At 67.4% G+C, this 17,187-nt stretch carries 17 protein-coding genes; 9 read left to right on the top strand and 8 right to left on the bottom strand.

Annotated features, from left to right (window positions below; all coding sequences use genetic code 11):
- Nucleotides 1-49 precede the first annotated feature (49 nt).
- From FEZ61_RS24595 to FEZ61_RS07545, 8 genes are all read right to left on the bottom strand, one after another.
- Nucleotides 50-172, bottom strand: a complete 123-nt coding sequence (locus tag FEZ61_RS24595; protein WP_274601650.1) for a hypothetical protein — start codon at nt 170-172, stop codon at nt 50-52.
- Nucleotides 169-1,311 (bottom strand): methyl-accepting chemotaxis protein, encoded by a 1,143-nt coding sequence (locus tag FEZ61_RS07575; protein WP_173148045.1) that lies wholly within the window; start codon nt 1,309-1,311, stop codon nt 169-171. The genes FEZ61_RS24595 and FEZ61_RS07575 overlap by 4 nt, the downstream gene beginning before the upstream one ends.
- 390 nt (nt 1,312-1,701) lie before the next feature.
- Nucleotides 1,702-2,949 (bottom strand): phosphatase PAP2 family protein, encoded by a 1,248-nt coding sequence (locus tag FEZ61_RS07570; RefSeq protein ID WP_173148043.1) that lies wholly within the window; start codon nt 2,947-2,949, stop codon nt 1,702-1,704.
- 68 nt (nt 2,950-3,017) lie between these two features.
- On the bottom strand, nt 3,018-3,590 hold the full coding sequence (locus FEZ61_RS07565; RefSeq protein WP_017642176.1) for an ANTAR domain-containing protein: 573 nt from the start codon (nt 3,588-3,590) through the stop codon (nt 3,018-3,020).
- Nucleotides 3,591-3,601: 11 nt separating this feature from the next.
- Nucleotides 3,602-4,798, bottom strand: a complete 1,197-nt coding sequence (locus tag FEZ61_RS07560; RefSeq protein WP_064308259.1) for a CmpA/NrtA family ABC transporter substrate-binding protein — start codon at nt 4,796-4,798, stop codon at nt 3,602-3,604.
- 244 nt (nt 4,799-5,042) lie between these two features.
- The gene (locus FEZ61_RS07555; protein WP_173148041.1) at nt 5,043-7,424 is read right to left on the bottom strand and encodes a penicillin acylase family protein; all 2,382 of its coding nucleotides are present in this window, start codon (nt 7,422-7,424) and stop codon (nt 5,043-5,045) included.
- 125 nt (nt 7,425-7,549) lie between these two features.
- Complete coding sequence (locus tag FEZ61_RS07550; protein WP_064308257.1) at nt 7,550-8,329, bottom strand: hypothetical protein; 780 nt, start codon at nt 8,327-8,329, stop codon at nt 7,550-7,552.
- Between the two features lie 42 nt (nt 8,330-8,371).
- Nucleotides 8,372-9,340, bottom strand: coding sequence for an alpha/beta fold hydrolase (locus FEZ61_RS07545; protein WP_064308256.1), 969 nt, complete (start codon nt 9,338-9,340; stop codon nt 8,372-8,374).
- A 135-nt stretch (nt 9,341-9,475) separates the two neighbouring features.
- Here FEZ61_RS07545 and aroC point away from each other — a divergent pair, with 135 nt between their 5' ends.
- The 9 genes from aroC (at nt 9,476) to FEZ61_RS07500 (ending at nt 17,166) form a co-directional block, all read left to right on the top strand.
- Nucleotides 9,476-10,567 carry a chorismate synthase gene (aroC, locus tag FEZ61_RS07540; protein WP_017642181.1) on the top strand — a complete coding sequence of 364 codons (1,092 nt, stop codon included), beginning with the start codon at nt 9,476-9,478 and terminating at the stop codon, nt 10,565-10,567.
- A 14-nt stretch (nt 10,568-10,581) separates the two neighbouring features.
- A complete protein-coding gene (locus FEZ61_RS07535) occupies nt 10,582-11,745 on the top strand; it encodes an MFS transporter (protein WP_017642182.1) in 1,164 nt (387 codons plus the stop codon).
- A 196-nt stretch (nt 11,746-11,941) separates the two neighbouring features.
- Nucleotides 11,942-12,556: a methylthioribulose 1-phosphate dehydratase gene (locus FEZ61_RS07530; protein ID WP_017642183.1), complete on the top strand. Its 615-nt coding sequence runs from the start codon at nt 11,942-11,944 to the stop codon at nt 12,554-12,556.
- On the top strand, nt 12,553-13,104 hold the full coding sequence (locus tag FEZ61_RS07525) for an acireductone dioxygenase (protein ID WP_017642184.1): 552 nt from the start codon (nt 12,553-12,555) through the stop codon (nt 13,102-13,104). The genes FEZ61_RS07530 and FEZ61_RS07525 overlap by 4 nt, the downstream gene beginning before the upstream one ends.
- A complete protein-coding gene (gene mtnC / locus FEZ61_RS07520; protein WP_173148039.1) occupies nt 13,101-13,787 on the top strand; it encodes an acireductone synthase in 687 nt (228 codons plus the stop codon). The genes FEZ61_RS07525 and mtnC overlap by 4 nt, the downstream gene beginning before the upstream one ends.
- Before the next feature lie 102 nt (nt 13,788-13,889).
- A complete protein-coding gene (locus FEZ61_RS07515; RefSeq protein WP_007159012.1) occupies nt 13,890-14,105 on the top strand; it encodes a PLD nuclease N-terminal domain-containing protein in 216 nt (71 codons plus the stop codon).
- A gap of 96 nt (nt 14,106-14,201) precedes the next feature.
- Nucleotides 14,202-15,053, top strand: coding sequence for a polyamine aminopropyltransferase (speE, locus tag FEZ61_RS07510; protein ID WP_017642186.1), 852 nt, complete (start codon nt 14,202-14,204; stop codon nt 15,051-15,053).
- A gap of 104 nt (nt 15,054-15,157) precedes the next feature.
- Nucleotides 15,158-15,499, top strand: a complete 342-nt coding sequence (locus FEZ61_RS07505) for a ribonuclease E inhibitor RraB (protein WP_017642187.1) — start codon at nt 15,158-15,160, stop codon at nt 15,497-15,499.
- 257 nt (nt 15,500-15,756) lie between these two features.
- On the top strand, nt 15,757-17,166 hold the full coding sequence (locus FEZ61_RS07500; protein ID WP_017642188.1) for a circularly permuted type 2 ATP-grasp protein: 1,410 nt from the start codon (nt 15,757-15,759) through the stop codon (nt 17,164-17,166).
- Nucleotides 17,167-17,187: the final 21 nt, after the last annotated feature.

Raw genomic sequence — 17,187 nt, 5'->3', positions numbered from 1 at the left:
CCCCAAGTCCGCGGTGTTGCTGGATGCCCTGCAGCAGATCGAGGCCTACCTACAGACCCAGAATCAATTCCTGGCTGGCGTCCTGGTCTCGCCGGCGTTCGAGCAGGTTCCAGCCGACCACCCATCCGGCGGACAGAGTGGCAGCGGTGAGCAGCGTACCCAGCATCGTCATGGCTGCACTCGCCTGGTCAGCTTGCGCAGATAGGCGGTGAGGCCATGCAGGGCTTCGCGCTGTTCGGCGTAGGCCTGGGCGCCGAGATGCAGCTGGTGCAATTGTTCGCTCAGCGCATGGTTGGCCTGGCCATGTTCGGCCAGCGCCTGGCGCATCTGGCCCAGTTGTTCGAGATTGCGGTGACTGCGCTGGGCAATGGCATCCAGCTCCTTGGCCAGACCTGCGCAGCGGTGCTGCTGTTGACCCAGCAGACCCTCGTGCTCGTCGACCTGGCTGGCGACCTGGCGGATGGCGGCGACGATGGTGCCGGTGACGTCGGTGATGCTGCGGGTCGCCTGATCAGTGGCCTGGGCGAGATGCCGCACCTCCTCGGCGACCACCGCGAAGCCGCGGCCCTGCTCGCCCGCCCGTGCGGCCTCGATAGAGGCGTTGAGCGCCAGCAACTGGGTTTGCCGGGCCAGTTGCTGGATGGCCACCACGGCCTGTTCCACGTGCTGGGTGCCGCTGAGCAGGGTGCCTACGGTGGTCGCAGTGGCGTCCAGGCTGTGGCGGATGGAGGCCATGCCCTCACCCAGCTGGCCGGCACTGGCATGGCCGGCGAGGCTTTGTTCGTGGCTGTCAGCGAAGGCCTCGCCGGCGGCCTCGGCGAGGCCGCGAATGCTGGCCAGGGTACGTTCGATTTCCTCGGCCGCGGCGGCGATCATGGCGATGCCGCGCGCCTGCTCGTCGCCCTGACGGCGTGACTCTTCGCTCAGCTGGCCCAGGGCCTGACCGGCGTAGTCCGTCTCGCTGCGGATGCGCTCGCTACGTTCCAGCCGTTCGGCCGCGGCGACCAGCAGGGCGGCAGGATCGATGTCGGCCGGTGTCTCGAGCAGCCGGGCAAGTTCGGCGTGCCAGAAGCACTGTTGACGGTGATGCTGGTGCAGCGCCAGGTGGAAGCGCCAAGCCAGCAGCAGCAACAGCCCAAGGCTGCCGACCGCGGCGCTGGTCTGCGCGTTGCCTGCCAGCAGGGTCGACAGGGTCGCCAACAGCATGCCACCCCCCAGGCCCATGGCGAGCCTTGAAGGCAGGGCGGTAGCGGAGGGTGGACGCCGATCGAGAGCGGTGGACGAGGCGCTGGCAAAGGAGGGTGCGGTCATGACGACTCCAGTAGGGGCGGCATCCAGGGGCGACCGCGCTAGAGCGGTTGAGCGGGTTCCTCGACCAAGCAATACCTTTGCCAGAGAGCCAGGAACGCGGCCAGTCCGTCTCTCTCGTGATCGCCGCCGCCGCGCGCTGCACCAGCTTCGATCGAGGTGCTCCACGGCGGGGCGCTGTACCGCACCGCGATCCGCCAGGTGGCGGCTGCATCCAACTGTGCCGCTGGCGCCAGCGCCGGTATTGGCTGGCACCCACTATGGACCGTTGCCGACCCGGAGTGCCGGCAGGGATGGCCGCGCCGTTACGATCCGGGTGGCCACTGCTTCCCGCGCCATCCCAGGGCGAACCGGCGTCCCAGCTGGCGGGTTGCCGCGCCGCGTTCAGGTCACTCAGGGCTGACGGATGGCATCCAGCAGATCCAGGCGTTGCCACTGCTCATGGGCGGGGTCCAGGCCCAGTTCGGCGACGCCATGGGACTTGGCCAGACGGGTCTGGGCCGTCGCAAGGGATAGCGTGGGGGCCATGGCCTGGAGCAGCGCTGGCGCCCCTTCCGGGACCTGGACCGGCCGCCCGGCGGAACCCGCGACAGCAGGTAGGCCATAACTCAGGGTGTAGTGCTGGAAGGCCACCGCCGCCTGACTGTTCCAGGGGTCCTGGTCGGCGGCGCTACCTGCCGCGCACTGGGCCAGCGTCATCCCACAGGCCTTGGTCAGCGCCGTGCGCAACTGCTCGCGCGCCTCGTCGAACAGGCGGCGATAGGCCGGATCGGCCAGGTAGTGGGCGACGTTGTACTGGGCGATCATCCGGCCGCCGATGACGTCCAGCGGGTAGTGCACCCCCAGCACCTGGCGTGAGTAGCCATAGCCGGCACCGCGCGCCAGGATCGCCGTGGCGCGCTCGGGCAGCATGGCGGCGAGCAGCAGGGTGTCGGTGTAACCCACGGTGCTATGGCCGCTGGGGAAGGCGCCCGCCGAGGCCAGGTAGGGCTGGTGGTTGCCGAGCACGACCCGGTCCTGGACCAGGGTCACCGGGTGCTCGGGGCGCAGGAAGGGCCGGGGATAGTCGAAGTGTTTCTTCGCCGGTGCCGTGCTGACTTCCGAGGCCTTGATCAGGGCGGCCGCCTTGCCCAATTCACCTCTTTCGTAGGCGTCGAGAAACGCCTGGCCCAGGCGCGGGCCCAGGGCATCGGCGGTGAAATACAGGAAGGCGATCCCCTCGGCATCGAGCAGCGCGCGATCCTGCAAGGCCGGTGAGGCGTCGTGGTTGATCCGGGCGACGGTGGCGGTACTCGCGGTCAGCAGGCTGGCGGGCAATTGGCGGAAGCCTTCGAGGACCTGGATATCGGCCTGTTGCAAGCCTTCCTTGGCGAAGTCGTAGTGCTGGGCGGTCAGCCAGGCCTGGTCGGCCAGGGGCGTGCCCTGCTTGACCCGTTCGATACCCGGCTGATCGAAGGGCTGGGCGGCCTGGCGCAGGCGCTGCACCAGCAATTCCCGCTGGCGTTGTTCCAGTTGGGCGAAGGCACCTTGCTCGCCCGCCTGTTCCAGGTTGGCGAGAAAGGTCTGTGGCTGAGTGCTGGCCGCCTGGGCCAGGGGGGTGAGCAGGAGTCCACAAACGAGGGGCAGTAGGGTAAGGCGCATGCTAGAGCTCCCGGAAAGGTTGAGCTCCAGTTTCGGCTGTCCCAATTGCAAGAATGTTACAAGGTGTGTCAGCCCAGCAATTCGCTCATGGCGATGATCTGGTCGGCTACCTGGATCAGCTTCTGTTGCTTGCTCATGGCCTGGCGGCGCATCAGGGTGTAGGCCTCGTCTTCGCTGCAGCCACGCATCTTCATCAGCAGACCCTTGGCCTGGTCGACCTTCTTGCGCTCCAGCAACTGCTGCTCACGGGCCTGGAGTTCGGCGCGTAGCGCCTGGTCGGTCTCGAAGCGGGCGCGGGCGACGTCGATGATGGCCTGCAGGCGACTGGTCTGGATGCCCTCGACGATGTAGGCGCTGACCCCCGACTGGATGGCCCGGCGCATCACCGCCGGGTCGTGCTCGTCGGTGAACATGACGATGGGGCGCGGCAGATCGCGGGTCACCAGGCAGACCTGCTCCATGACGTCGCGTCCGGGTGATTGGGTGTCGAACAGGATAACGTCCGGGCGCAGCGCCTCGATGCGCGCGGGCAGGTCGATGGTCAGGCCGGATTCCTCGATGACTTCGAAACCGGCCTCGATCAGCGCGGCCTTGAGGCGGCCGACCTGCTTGGGGGTGTCGTCGATGAGCAGAATGCGCAAGGTCGTTCTCCCTAGTGATCGCTGAGCGCGTGGATGGCGAAGCTGCGGACATAGCCGGCTGGGTCGCTGCCGTCCCAGGTGCGCCCGTCGAACAGGGTGCTGCTGCGCCGGGTGGGCGGAATCGCCAGGCCGGCGTCGATGGCCGCCTGCCGGTACAGCTCGGTGCACTGCACCGCCTCGGCGATGTCCAGGTAATCCGGATCCTCGCGCAGCAAGCCCCAACGACGGAACTGGGTGAGAAACCAGAGGCCGTCGGACAGATAGGGCGGATTGACCTCACCCTGGCGATGGAAGGCCAGCGGGTGCTGGTCTTCCCAGCGGCCATCGCGGCCGTCTTCGTAGTGACCGAGAAAGCGCTGGGCGAGCAGCGCCGGGTCGGTGTTCACATAGTCGGCGCCGCTGATCAGCTGGGCGGTGCCCAGACGATTCTCGCGACTCTCCTCGATGAAACGACTGGCGTCGAGCAGGGTGCGGATCAGCGCCCGGGCGGTGTTGGGATAGCGCTCGGCGAAGCGGCCGGTGCAGGCCAGCACCTTTTCCGGGTGGTCCGGCCAGATGGCCTGGGTGGTGGTCAGGGTGAAGCCCTGGCCGCGGGCCACGGCAGCAGCGCCCCAGGGTTCGCCGACACAGAAACCGTCGACCCGGCCAGCGGCCAGGTGCTCGGGCATCTGTGGGGGCGGCACCAGGGCAGTGCGCACATCGCGCAGGGGATGGATGCCCTGGGCGGCCAGCCAGTAGTAGAGCCAGAAGATATGGGTGCCGGTAGGAAAGGTGTGCGCCAAGGTCAAGGGCCTGGCGTCCGGTTGGCGGATCCGCTCGACCAGGGAGGCGGTATCCTGCACGCCTTCCCGGGCCAGGCTGCGCGCCAGATTGAGGCTCTGGCCATTTTGCGCCAGCCCCATGAGCACCGCCATCGGCGTAGCGGCGGTGCCGCCCAGGCCCAGATGCGCGCCATAGACCAGGCCATAGAGACAATGGGCGGCGTCGAGCTGGCCATTGAGCAGGTTGTCGCGCAGGGCCGACCAGGAGGGCTGGCGATGCAGATTCAGCGTCAGGCCATGGGGTTCGCCGAAACCCTGAGTCGCCGCCACGATCAGCGAGGCGGCGTCGCTCAGGGGCAGGAAGCCCAGATTGAGTTCGGGCTTTTCCGGGGCATCCGAACCCGCGACCCAAAGATTCGCGGCATGAGGGGAAGACAGGGCAGGCATGGGGTCTCCGGCAACTAACGGACGCCAGGGCACCTCTCTGTGCACCGCCATGGACGTCTCGACTGGGGCCTGCACCATTATGGTGACAGACACGGCACCATCACCGGGCGCCTTCGCGGTCAGGGCGCCTGCGGGAAAGCGCCTCCGCAGCGGTCCGCAACACGGCCTAAAGAGGCAGCCCGGCTAAGGTTTGCCAGGAGACCGGCAAAACCCGCGCCAAGTCGCGGGCTGCCAGCGGAGAAGGCTACCGTTGCGGAATCAGCAGCAGGCGGTCGCGCCCATAGACGCGCTCCAGATTCTGCGGCTGCAGCGGCAGACTCTGGTACTGCCCCTTCGCCCAACCCTTGCCCGGAGTGCCGGCCTGACTCGCCTGTAGGGGCTCGGCCAGGCCGAAGTCCACCACCAGGCGCAGCGCCGGCGCCAGCCAGGCCTGGTCATCGCCGCCCCAGTGGCTGGCGGTCAGGTCGAGGGTCGAGCCGTCGCCGCTACTGGCGTTGCCATCCAGGCGGTGCAAGCGGCCCCACTGCCAGGCGGCGCGATCGCTGCCCAGCTTGGCCTCGCAAGTTTCGACGGCTCCGGCCAGCGCGCGGGCGAAGATCGCCGGCTTGTCTTCACGGGTAGGCGTGCTGACGTCATCCCAATAGGGGCTGTCGTCACGGGCCAGGAGATGATCGACGATGGCGTTGTAGCCGGTATCGCTGAGGGTGGTGAAGGCCTGCCAGGCCGGGCTCCTGGTGCCCCCCAATTCATCGGCGAAGGTCTTTTCGGCCAGGGCCTGCAGGAAGGCCTCGTAGAGCGCCGCATCCGCGGAGCCGGCGGCCAGGCGACCGTCGAAGCCCTGCAGACGGCGCAGGGCTTCTTCCGCCTGCTGGCGCTGGGTGGCCGGCAGGGCGGCGATGGCCTGGCGCAGTGGCGCGGCGAAGCCGGGGGCGTCGAGCTGCGTCTTGAGCTTGGCCGCCAGGGTGGTGGTCTGGTCCTGCTGCAGGGCCATGGCATCGCGGGTATCGAGGCGCGCGGAGCGCCCGGCCAGTTGCGCCAGGCGCTCCTGGCGCTCGGGGCCCGACCAGTTGCTGGACAGCTGCATGCCGTAGCCGCGCGGTACCACGCGCTGGTTGGCGGCGCCCAGCCAGCCCTGGGCCGGATCCTGGTCGTAAGGGTGCAGCATGGGATCGGCGTAGCCATCCCAGGCGTAGCGCTCGTCCCAACCGGGCGAGGGCAGCAGCCCCAGACCGCTGCGGCGATTGGGATAGCGCCCGGTCACCTGCCAGCCGACGTGCTCGGCATCGGCGAACACCAGATTCCAGTCACTGGCGCGCAGCTCGCGGGCCAGTTCGAAGGCGCGCTCCACGTCCTTGGCGCGGGTGAGGTCGAAGAGGGCGTCCAGGCTCTTGTCGGCTTCCAGGCGGCTGCTGCGCAGGGCCAGGCCATAGCCGTTGGCGCCCGGCGCCAGGGCCAGGTTCAGCAGAGGGCCGCGTGGGCTGGTGTAAAGGGTCTCGCGGCGCGGTTTTTCACCGCGGACGAAAAAGGTTTCCACCCGCTCGCCGGCGGGTTGCCACTGACCGCCGCTCTGCACCTGGAGACGACCGCCCTGGCGTTGCAGGCGCTCGAGGTAGAGGTCCTGGCTGTCGCCCATCAGGGTCGCGGCGCCCCAGGCCAGCTTGCCGTTGTAGCCGTCGAGCAGCAGCGGCAGGCCGGGCAGGGTGGTGCCCACGGCCTCGAAGCGCGGCGCCCTCAGGGTCACCAGGGTAAAGGGCGACTGGCCGTTGAAGGCGCTGACCTTGTCCACCGCGAGCAGGCTGCGCCCACTGCGGGTATGACCCGGTGTCGCCGCCCAGGCGGTGCCGGTGGGGCCGCCGAAAGGGGCGAGCTGAGCCAGCTGGCGCTGGACGTCCAGCAGGGCGTCGAGGCCGGGCAACTGGCCACCCAGATTCAGGCCGCGCAGCTTGGCGGTCTCCTCTTCCGGCAGGGGTTCGTCCGGGTAGGTGGGCAAGAGCCAGGCCAGGCGCTCGGGGCCGACCTGAGTGGCCAGGGCCAGCGCCGCGGTCTCCTTGCGCAGGTCCACCGCCTGGGCGAAGTTCAGCAGCTCGAAGAGCAGGGCGCTGTCTTCGGCTTTCCAGTATTCGGCGCGGTAGTCGTGGCCATCCAGCTCGACTCGCTCGCCGGCGCGATAGAGATAGGCGTTGACGCCCCGGGCATAGACTTCGAAGAAGGTCTTCAGACGCGGCGAGGCATTGCCGTAGGCCACCTGGGCAGCCTTGCGCAGATCCACGGTGCGCATGAAACGGTCGCTGTCCAGGCGGCTGTCACCGTAGGCCTCGGCCAGTCGACCCTGGGCCAGCAGGCGCAGCTCGACCATCTGCGCCAGGCGCTCGCTGGCGTGGACATAGCCGAGGGCGAAGAGGGCATCGTGGAAGGTGGTGGTCTCGATCAGCGGCTGGCCGTCGGCGTTGCGGCGCACCGAGGCGGTCTGCGCCAGGCCGCGCAGCGGCAGGCTGCCCTTGACTTGCGGTTGGCTGTGGGTCGGCTGCTCTTCGCCGAAATACTGGCAGCCGGCAAGGGCGGTCAGCAGGCCGAGGGTAGCGAGGCGCAGAGGCGCACGCGGGCGAAACAGCAGAGGCGAGACCATGAACAGCGGACACTCCGGGCGGATGGATGCGAACGGGTGGCTACGTTAGCAGGGTCCGCCGGGGGAGCAAGCCTCGGGCGAGGGGTGGCGCCTGGGCGCTGCCGACAGGTCGTCTGCAGCGACGTCTAGCGCAGCGCCATCCAGATCAGCAGGGCGGCCTGGAACAGGCAGAACACCGCCAGGCAGCCGATGGCGAAACGCAGGGAGATGTCGTCACGGCGATAGAGGGCGATGCGGTCCTCCAGTTGGCGCAGGCTGGCATCGCGCTCGTCGATCACCCGGTCGCACTGCTCCAGCAGGGTGGCGCCGTCCAGCAGCGACAGCAGCTGGACCTTGTCGGCGTTCCAGTCCTCGCGCAGCTGGCTGACCCGCGCTGCCCGGCAGAGCTGCTGACGTTCGTCGTCCGTTGCGGTTTCGATGGTGAAACCCTGGGCGCCGAGCACGTGGTCGCGGCGTTTGCGGCTGTCTTCGTCGAGGGCGTCGCGGCGCGCCAGGGGCAGGTCCTGCACCCCGTAGTGGCTCCAGCGCAGGCGCGCCCAGGCGGCGGCCCGGGCCAGCAGGAAGCGGCCCAGGCCACGTTCTTCCGGCTCAATCTGCAAGCCGCGTTCGGGCCCCAGGCGGATCTGGCCCTGGCGATGGTCGACCCAGACCTCCAGCACGTTCACCTCGCGGTGCAGCAGCTGACCAGGAATCTGCACCGTCAGTCGCAGCAGGCTCTCCTCGTCGCCATGGCGCTCGACCAGGCCGAGTTGCACGAAGCGCAGGGGGCGTGCCCCGACCCGTCGATCCGCGGGCTGGGGCATCAGTCGCAGCAGCTGAAAGCGCTCCGGCGGCAGGCTGGCCCAGGGATGGGGTTCATGGGGCGCGGCTTCGACGGCCGGCGATGCTTGGTCAGGGGTTTCCACGGGCAGGCTCCAGCTGTGCGCCTCCTGGGCGCCTTTGCCGGCTTATCGGCCAGTGGGCGGGGAACCTGAGCGCGCGACGAAGGCGGTCACGCGCTCGACCAGCGCGCGGGCCAGGGGCAGGTTAGGGTTGTCGTAGGTGGGCAGTTGCGCCTGGAAGTCCGCCGGGGCGATACGCAGCACATGGTTCATGCCGGCAATGATGGCCAGTTCCGCATCCGGCTTGGCCCGCTGCAGGGCGCGGGCATCGTCCACCTCCACCTGGACGTCATGGGTGCCCTGGATAATCAGCGCCGGGGCGTGGATGCCGGCGAAGGCCTTGGCCGGATCCTGGCGGAACAGCGAGATGAGATAGGGCTGGACGCTGGGGCGGAACAGCACCAGCAACTCCTTCGGCACCTCGGGCACCGGCGTGCCGCGCAGCAACTGGTCGATGATCCACTGGGCGCTGGCCAGACCGGCGGGCGACAGCTTGCCGGCCAGTTGCTCGCGCAGCACCACGTCGATGGGACGGCCGCTGCCGGCCAGGGTCACCACCCCGGCGACCGGCACCCGGTCGGCGGCCAGGCTGGCGATCAGGGCGCCTTCGCTGTGACCGAGCAGGATCACCTTGGAAAAGCGTGGATCGGCGCGCAGCAGGCGGATCCAGCCAACCAGGTCGTCGACATAGCGCTCCACGCTGAGACGACTCTCGTCCGGCTCGGCGCCGCGACTCTCGGCCACCCCGCGCTTGTCGAAGCGCACGCTGGCGATCCGCTGCCGGCCCAGGGCCTCGGCCAGTCGCTGCAAGGCCGCGTTGCGCGCGCCGGGTCCGTTGCCGTTGCGGTCAAGGGGCCCGGAGCCGGAGACGAAGAGCACCACGGGTTGCGGCCGCTCGCTGCGCGGCAGGATCAGGCTGCCCTTGAGCACGCCGCTGCCGGTGTCAAGCTGGACGGGGCGATAGAGCACGGGGTCGGCCGCGGTGGCGAGGGCGGGCAGGGCGAGGCACAGCAGCAGGGAGAACAGCAGACGCATGACGAAGAGGGCACCGGAGGGCTGGGGTGTGAGGGCCTATCCCGCACACAATCCGTGTAAAAGACCACGGCGCGTGTAAAATCGCCCATTCCCATTTTGCATCCATACCTTTCACCCGTAGCGCGGAGCCCTCGCATGTCCGGCAATACCCTCGGCACGCTGTTCACCGTCACCACCGCCGGCGAAAGCCATGGCCCGGCGCTGGTCGCCATCGTCGACGGTTGCCCGCCCGGACTGCCCCTGGACATCGCCGACCTGCAGCGCGACCTGGATCGGCGCAAGCCCGGCACCAGCCGCCACACCACCCAGCGCCAGGAAGCGGACGAGGTCGAGATCCTGTCCGGGGTCTTCGAGGGCGTCACCACCGGTACCCCCATCGGCCTGCTGATCCGCAACACCGACCAGAAGTCCAAGGACTACTCGGCGATCAAGGACCTGTTCCGCCCAGCCCATGCCGACTACGCCTATCACCACAAGTACGGCCTGCGCGACTACCGCGGCGGCGGTCGCAGCTCGGCGCGGGAAACCGCCATGCGCGTGGCGGCCGGTGCCATCGCCAAGAAGTACCTGGCGACCCAGGGCATCCGGGTGCGCGGCTACATGAGCCAGCTGGGCCCCATCGAGATCCCCTTCAAGACCTGGGACAGCGTGGAAGAAAACGCCTTCTTCAGCCCCGATCCGGACCGGGTGCCGGAGCTGGAAGCCTACATGGACCAGCTGCGTCGCGATCAGGATTCGGTAGGCGCGCGCATCACCGTGGTCGCCGACGGCGTGCCGCCGGGTCTGGGCGAGCCGATCTTCGACCGCCTCGACGCCGAACTGGCCTATGCGCTGATGAGCATCAACGCGGTGAAGGGCGTCGAGATCGGCGCCGGCTTCGCCAGCGTCGCTCAGCGCGGCACCGAGCACCGTGACGAGCTGACCCCGGAGGGCTTCCTGTCCAACAACGCCGGTGGCGTGCTGGGCGGCATCTCGTCTGGTCAGCCCCTCGTCGCCCACCTGGCGCTGAAGGCCACGTCCAGCATCACCACTCCGGGGCGCTCCATCGACGTCCATGGCAATCCGGTGGATATCATCACCAAGGGCCGCCACGATCCCTGCGTGGGCATCCGCGCCACCCCCATCGCCGAAGCCATGATGGCCCTGGTGCTGATGGATCACCTCCTGCGCCACCGCGCGCAGAACGCCGAGGTGAAAGTGCACACGCCCGTCCTGCCCCAGCTCTGATCCGCGGACGGACGATGCCGGTTCCCTATTGGCGGCTGTCGGGCTTCTACTTCGCCTACTTCGCGCTGCTGGGGGCCACGGCGCCCTACCTGGGGCTGTATTTCCACCACCTGGGCTTTTCCGGCACCGCCATCGGTCAACTGGTGGCCATCCCCATGCTGATGCGGGTGCTGGCACCCAACCTCTGGGGCTGGCTGGCCGATCGCACCGGCCGCCGGCTGAGCATCGTCCGCCTCGGCGCCGCCTGCACCCTGCTGTGCTTCTCCGGCATCTACCTCGGCCAGGGCTTCGCCTGGCTGGCGCTGATCATGGCCGGTCATGCCTTCTTCTGGCACGCGGTGCTGCCCCAGTTCGAAGCCATCACCCTGGCTCATCTGCGCGATCAGCCGCAGCGCTATGCGCGCATCCGCCTCTGGGGCTCCATCGGCTTCATCGCCGCGGTGGCGGGGCTGGGCTGGGCCTTCGAGTACGTCAGCCTGGATCTCTATCCGGCCTATCTGCTGCTGGTGATGGCGATCATCCTGCTGGCCTCGCTGGCGGTGCCGGGGGTCAAGGTCGACCCCGGCCAGCGGCCCGAGGCGCCGGCCGAGCCCTTCCTGACCACCCTGCGCCAGCCGCGGGTGCTGGCCTTCTTCATCGCCGCGGCACTGATGCAGCTGTCCCACGGCCCTTACTACACGGTCTTCACCCTGCATCTGGAAGAACTCGGTTATGGCCGCGGCGTCATCGGTCAGCTCTGGTCGCTGGGCGTGGTCGCCGAGGTGCTGATCTTCCTGGTGATGCCGCAACTGCTGGCGCGGATCGCTCTGACTACCCTGCTGGTCGGCGCCTTTCTGATCGCCGCCGGGCGCTGGCTGCTGCTAGGCGCCCTGGCCGACCAGTTGCCAGTGCTGTTGTTCGCCCAGCTCCTGCATGCGGCCACCTTCGCCTGCTTCCACGCCGCCGCCATCCAGTTCGTCCAGTCCCATTTCGACCGCCGCCGCCAGGGCCAGGCCCAATCGCTCTACGCGGCACTTTCCGGGGCTGGCGGGGCGCTGGGCGCGCTGTATGCTGGCTATGCCTGGCAGGTGTCCGGTGCCCTTGCCGCCTTTGCCGGCGCCTCCCTGGCGGCGCTGGCGGGGGCCTTCCTAATCCTCTTGTCCGTTAGGTCCAGTACGAAAAGTGCCTGCGCTCGGTGAGGCTTCGTTGAAAAACACCTGGATCGCCAGCCCGGTCGCAATGCTCATTTACCTCTCGTAAACTCCGCTTCCTCAGCGTTTTGATTCGCTGGCGCTCACCCTCTGGGCCAGCCGTTGGCTGTTACTCCCGTTGGTCGTTGCGCCTCGCCTGACCGTCGCTCGGCGACTTTTCGTACAGAACCAAGGAGAACCCTCCATGATCCAGCAGCGTGAGCAACTGGCCCGGGAAATCATCGACGCCGGTCGCTTTCTCTATGGCCGCGGCTGGTCGCCGGCCACCAGCAGCAACTATTCGGTACGGCTGTCCGACAGTCGCCTGCTGTTGACCGTCTCCGGCAAGCACAAAGGTCAGCTGGAGCTGGACGATATCCTCGCCACCGACCTCGACGGCACCCCGCTGGAGGCCAAGAAGCCTTCCGCGGAGACCGCGCTGCACACCCAGCTCTATCGCTGGCAGCCGGAGATCGGCGCCGTGCTGCACACCCACTCGGTGAACTCGACGGTGCTCTCGCGCCAGCTCGAAGGCGATCGCTTGGTGCTGGACGGCTACGAATTGCAGAAGGCCCTGCATGGCGTCACCACCCACGACGTGCGGGTGGAGATCCCGGTGTTCGACAACGACCAGGACATCCCGCGCCTGGCCGACAAGGTGCAGACCTGGCTGAACGTGCATCCCGACTGCGTGGGGTACCTGATCCGCGGGCACGGCCTCTATACTTGGGGCCCGCGCATGGCCGATGCCTTGCGCCACGTGGAAGCCTTCGAATTCCTCTTCGAATGCGAACTCAAGACCCGGAGCCTGCGTCCATGAGCCGACTGACCGTCTACCACGATGCCGAACCCCGCCAGCCGCTGAAGGTGATCAGCGATGGCGAGCACATCGCCGCCACCCTGGCCGAGGTTGGGGTGCGTTTCGAGCGCTGGCAGGCCACCGCCCCGGTGGCGCCCGGCGCCAGCCAGGAGGAGGTGATCGCCGCCTACCGACCGGAGATCGATCGCCTCATCCAGGAGCGCGGCTACCAGACCGTCGACGTCATCAGCATGCATCCCGAGCATCCGCAGAAGGAGGCGCTGCGCGCCAAGTTCCTCGAAGAACATCGCCACAATGAAGACGAGGTGCGCTTCTTCGTCGCCGGCCAGGGCCTTTTCACCCTGCACATCGACGACCAGGTCTATGCCGTGCTCTGCGAGAAGGACGACCTTATCTCGGTGCCGGCCGGTACGCCGCACTGGTTCGACATGAGCGAGTCGCCGTCCTTTGTCGCCATCCGCCTGTTCGACAATCCCGACGGCTGGGTCGCCCACTTCACCGGCGTGGACATCGCCCAGCGCTTTCCGCGCCTGGAGGTCGAGGCGTGACGATCAAGGCCATCCTCACCGATATCGAAGGCACCACCAGCGCCGTCAGCTTCGTCTTCGACGTGCTCTTCCCCTATGCCCGCGCGCACCTGCCGGCCCATGTGCGCGCCCATGCCGGAGAGCCGGCGGTGGCCGAGCAACTCGATGCCGTGCGTGCCGAAGCCGGCGAGCTGGACGCCGACGTGGAGCGGGTGATCGCCATCCTGCTGGAGTGGATCGCCACCGACCGCAAGGCCACGCCGCTCAAGGCGCTGCAGGGACAGGTGTGGGAGCAGGGCTATCGTGCCGGCACCCTCCGGGGGCACGTCTATCCCGACGCCGTCCAGGCCCTGCGCCAGTGGCATGCCGCCGGACTGCCGCTGTACGTCTATTCCTCGGGCTCGATCCAGGCGCAGAAGCTGATCTTCGGTTGCTCCGAGCATGGCGATCTCACGCCTTTGTTTTCCGGGTATTTCGATACCCTGACCGGCGGCAAGCGTGAAGCTGCGTCCTATGCCCGCATCGCCTCGGCGACCACCCATGCGCCGGCGGAACTGCTGTTCCTTTCCGATGTGGTGGAAGAGCTGGATGCCGCGCGCCAGGCCGGTCTGCCGACCTGCGGCCTGGTGCGTGCCGGTGGCCAGCTGGGCGACCATCCGTGCGTGGCGTCCTTTGCTGACATCGATCTCACCGCCTTCGGTTGAGGCCCATGGCCGGCGTCGCTGCCAAGCGAGCCGGCCGAACTCCACGCCCTCATCGCCAGTCCCAAGTGACGAGACCTGTGTCCTCGCAACGGGAGTCGCGACATGATCAATTCCACCATCGGCGGTGTACTGGGCTTCATCGTCTTCCTGCTCGACATCTGGGCCATCGTCAACGTCATCCGCAGTGACAGCACCAGCAATGCCAAGATCGGCTGGACCGTGCTCATCATCGTGCTGCCGGTGATCGGTCTGATCGCCTGGGCCGCCGCCGGTCCGCGCGGCAATCGCTCGGCCACCGCGCCTACCCATAAAGGCTAACCAGCACAACGCTGGAGCCTGTCACATCCAGCTCTTACAATGCCCGGCTTTTGGCCGGGCATTGTCTGTCTCGGCCCGCCACCTGCGGAGATCGACATGAGCGACTACCTGGAAACCCTCTACGACGGCTATGGCCAGAGATTCACCGTCGAGCGCCTGCTCCACGAGGTGCGTACCGAGCATCAGCACCTGGTGATCTTCCAGAACGCCGTGCTGGGCAAGGTAATGGCCCTGGATGGCGTCATCCAGACCACCGAGGCCGACGAATTCATCTATCACGAGATGCTCACCCAGGTGCCGCTGCTCGCCCATCCGGCGCCGAAGCGGGTGCTCATCATCGGCGGTGGCGACGGCGGTATCCTGCGGGAAGTGGCCAAGCACCGGGGTGTCGAGCACATCACCATGGTCGAGATCGACGGTTCGGTGGTGGAGATGTGCAAGGAGCACTTTCCCGGTCATTCGGCTGGCGCCTTCGAGGATCCGCGGCTGAATCTGGTGATCGACGACGGCATGAATTTCGTCGCCAACACCACCGAGCGCTATGACGTCATCATCTCCGACTCCACCGATCCCATCGGTCCGGCCGAGGTGCTGTTCTCGGAGAACTTCTACCAGGCCTGCCATCGTTGCCTGAACGACGGCGGCGTGATGGTGGCCCAGAATGGCACCCCCTTCCTGCAGCTGGACGAGGTCAAGACCACCGCCAGCCGGATGTCCGGGCTGTTCGCCGACTGGCACTTTTATCTGTCAGCGGTGCCTACCTACATAGGGGGCGTGATGACCCTGGCCTGGGGCAGCAAGGACGTGACCTTGCGTCGGCAAGGTGCCGAAACCCTGGCGCAACGCTACAGTGATACCGGCATCCAGACCCGTTACTACACCCCGGAGCTGCATGCCGCCGCCTTTGCTCTACCTCGATACGTGCTGGAGGCCATCGGCAAGGCGTAAGCCCTGACGGTTGCGGCACCGTTCGAGTGCTCAGCCGCAACTCGCCGGGCGTCGGTAGCGACGGCTCGGCGAGAAGATCATCCGAACCAGAGGAGGGTTGTCCTATGTCCTTGTCGTTTGCCGATGATGTGAGCTTGAACCTGCTGCAGCGGATGAAGGAGGGCGGCTTCGACTTCGCCCGCTTCCATCCCATCGACTTCTTCGCCATCTTCGCCGACGAAGGCAAGGCCCGCATCGCTGCGGACCAGTTTCACGGCGAGTCCCTCAACACCCAGGTGATGCCCCACGAAGAGGGGGGCTGGCATCTGCAGGTCAGCAAGGTGATGTTCGCCACCCACGCCACCATCGACGATTTCGAAAGCGATCTCGAGGCGGTGGTGGTGCCTCTGGGCGGCCAACTCGATGGCTGGGGCGTCACCCAGGAAGTCAGCCGCAGCTCCGCCTGATCCCTGGCCTGTCGAGGCGGCATCCCGAAGGGGATGCCTGTCTCATTCTCTGTAATCACTCCGCCGCTCAATCATCGCACTTTCCGCCAGGCGCACCGTCTTAGGCTCATGACGGAAACGTTGCGGTGCATGCGCACGCTTACGTGCCTGGCTTTGGTGCACCGCGCGACCCGCCGCCTCGCAAGAGCTTGATCCACAAGGCTCTGGTGCTGGCACGCGGCTTGCGAAGCTGCACCGTGGGTGACAAGGAGATCGGCATGAGCCGCCAACTGTATAACGAGATGTATGACGCCCAGGCGCACTGTCGACCGCACTACGGTCGCTATGCGCAATGGCTGAGTGAGACACCCCCGGAACTCCTGGCCCAGCGTCGTCGCGAAGCCGACCTGCTGTTCCATCGCGCCGGTATCACCTTTACCCTCTATGGCGACGAGCAGGGCACGGAGCGCCTGATTCCCTTCGACGCCCTGCCGCGAGCCATCCCCGCCAGCGAATGGCAGATCATCGAGCGCGGCTGCATTCAGCGCGTCCAGGCGCTGAATCTCTTTCTCCACGACCTCTATCACGACCAGCGCATCATCAAGGCCGGGGTCATACCCGCCGAGCAGGTGCTGGCCAATGACCAGTACCAGCTGGCCATGCAGGGGCTGGACCTGCCCAATGGCATCTATGCGCACATCGCCGGGGTCGACCTGGTGCGCGATGGCGACGGCGCCTACTACGTACTCGAAGACAACCTGCGCACTCCCAGTGGGGTGTCCTACATGCTCGAGAACCGCAAGATGATGATGCGGTTGTTTCCCGAGCTGTTCACCCTGGAGCGCATCGCGCCCATCGACCACTACCCGAACATCCTGCTCGATACCCTGCGCAGCTCCACCCCGGTCAACAACCCCACGGTGGTGGTGCTCACCCCGGGCCGGTTCAACAGCGCCTACTTCGAGCACGCCTTCCTGGCGAGGGAGATGGGCGTGGAGCTGGTGGAGGGGGCCGACCTGCTGGTGCGCGACGAACAGGTGTTCATGCGCACCACCTCGGGCTTCCGCAAGGTCGATGTCATCTACCGCCGTCTCGACGACGCCTTCCTCGATCCCCTGGCCTTCAATCCGGACTCCCTGCTGGGCGTACCCGGCCTGCTGGCCGCCTATCGCGCCGGTAACGTCATCCTGGCCAACGCCATCGGCACCGGGGTGGCCGACGACAAGTCGATCTATCCCTATGTGCCGGAGATGATCCGCTTCTACCTCAGCGAAGAACCCATCCTCTACAACGTACCCACCTGGCAGTGCCGCAAGCCGGACGAGCTGTCCCATGTGCTGGCCAATCTGCCCGAGCTGGTGGTCAAGGAGGTCCATGGCTCCGGCGGCTACGGCATGCTGGTCGGCCCTACCGCCAGCAGCTTGGAGATCGAAGCCTTCCGCGCGCGGCTCAAGGCCAATCCCAGCGCCTACATCGCCCAGCCGACCCTGTCGCTGTCCACCTGCCCGACCTTCGTCGAGAGCGGTATCGCACCGCGGCACATCGATCTGCGGCCCTTCGTGCTGTCCGGGCGCAAGACGCGCCTGGTGCCCGGGGGCCTCACCCGGGTCGCCCTGCGCGAAGGCTCGCTGGTGGTGAATTCCTCCCAGGGCGGCGGCACCAAGGACACCTGGGTGGTCCAGGACTAGATCGCCAAGAAACAGTGGCCG

The organism is Pseudomonas sp. MS15a(2019) (genome assembly GCF_013277805.1).
In the GTDB taxonomy this organism is placed as follows: domain Bacteria; phylum Pseudomonadota; class Gammaproteobacteria; order Pseudomonadales; family Pseudomonadaceae; genus Chryseomonas; species Chryseomonas benzopyrenica.
The sequence above is the reverse complement of the archived record's forward strand: the minus strand, read 5'-3'. Positions and strand labels throughout refer to the sequence as shown.

Bases quoted from the DNA above. Each gene is read 5' to 3' on its own strand.
- FEZ61_RS07545 (WP_064308256.1), bottom strand. From the start codon at position 9,340: ATGCGTCTGCTGTTCTCCCTGCTGCTGTGCCTCGCCCTGCCCGCCCTC.
- FEZ61_RS24595 (WP_274601650.1), bottom strand. From the start codon at position 172: ATGACGATGCTGGGTACGCTGCTCACCGCTGCCACTCTGTCCGCCGGA.
- FEZ61_RS07515 (WP_007159012.1), top strand. From the start codon at position 13,890: ATGATCAATTCCACCATCGGCGGTGTACTGGGCTTCATCGTCTTCCTG.
- FEZ61_RS07530 (WP_017642183.1), top strand. From the start codon at position 11,942: ATGATCCAGCAGCGTGAGCAACTGGCCCGGGAAATCATCGACGCCGGT.
- FEZ61_RS07500 (WP_017642188.1), top strand. From the start codon at position 15,757: ATGAGCCGCCAACTGTATAACGAGATGTATGACGCCCAGGCGCACTGT.
- FEZ61_RS07560 (WP_064308259.1), bottom strand. From the start codon at position 4,798: ATGCCTGCCCTGTCTTCCCCTCATGCCGCGAATCTTTGGGTCGCGGGT.
- FEZ61_RS07525 (WP_017642184.1), top strand. From the start codon at position 12,553: ATGAGCCGACTGACCGTCTACCACGATGCCGAACCCCGCCAGCCGCTG.
- aroC (WP_017642181.1), top strand. From the start codon at position 9,476: ATGTCCGGCAATACCCTCGGCACGCTGTTCACCGTCACCACCGCCGGC.
- FEZ61_RS07505 (WP_017642187.1), top strand. From the start codon at position 15,158: ATGTCCTTGTCGTTTGCCGATGATGTGAGCTTGAACCTGCTGCAGCGG.
- FEZ61_RS07570 (WP_173148043.1), bottom strand. From the start codon at position 2,949: ATGCGCCTTACCCTACTGCCCCTCGTTTGTGGACTCCTGCTCACCCCC.
- FEZ61_RS07555 (WP_173148041.1), bottom strand. From the start codon at position 7,424: ATGGTCTCGCCTCTGCTGTTTCGCCCGCGTGCGCCTCTGCGCCTCGCT.
- speE (WP_017642186.1), top strand. From the start codon at position 14,202: ATGAGCGACTACCTGGAAACCCTCTACGACGGCTATGGCCAGAGATTC.
- FEZ61_RS07575 (WP_173148045.1), bottom strand. From the start codon at position 1,311: ATGACCGCACCCTCCTTTGCCAGCGCCTCGTCCACCGCTCTCGATCGG.
- FEZ61_RS07535 (WP_017642182.1), top strand. From the start codon at position 10,582: ATGCCGGTTCCCTATTGGCGGCTGTCGGGCTTCTACTTCGCCTACTTC.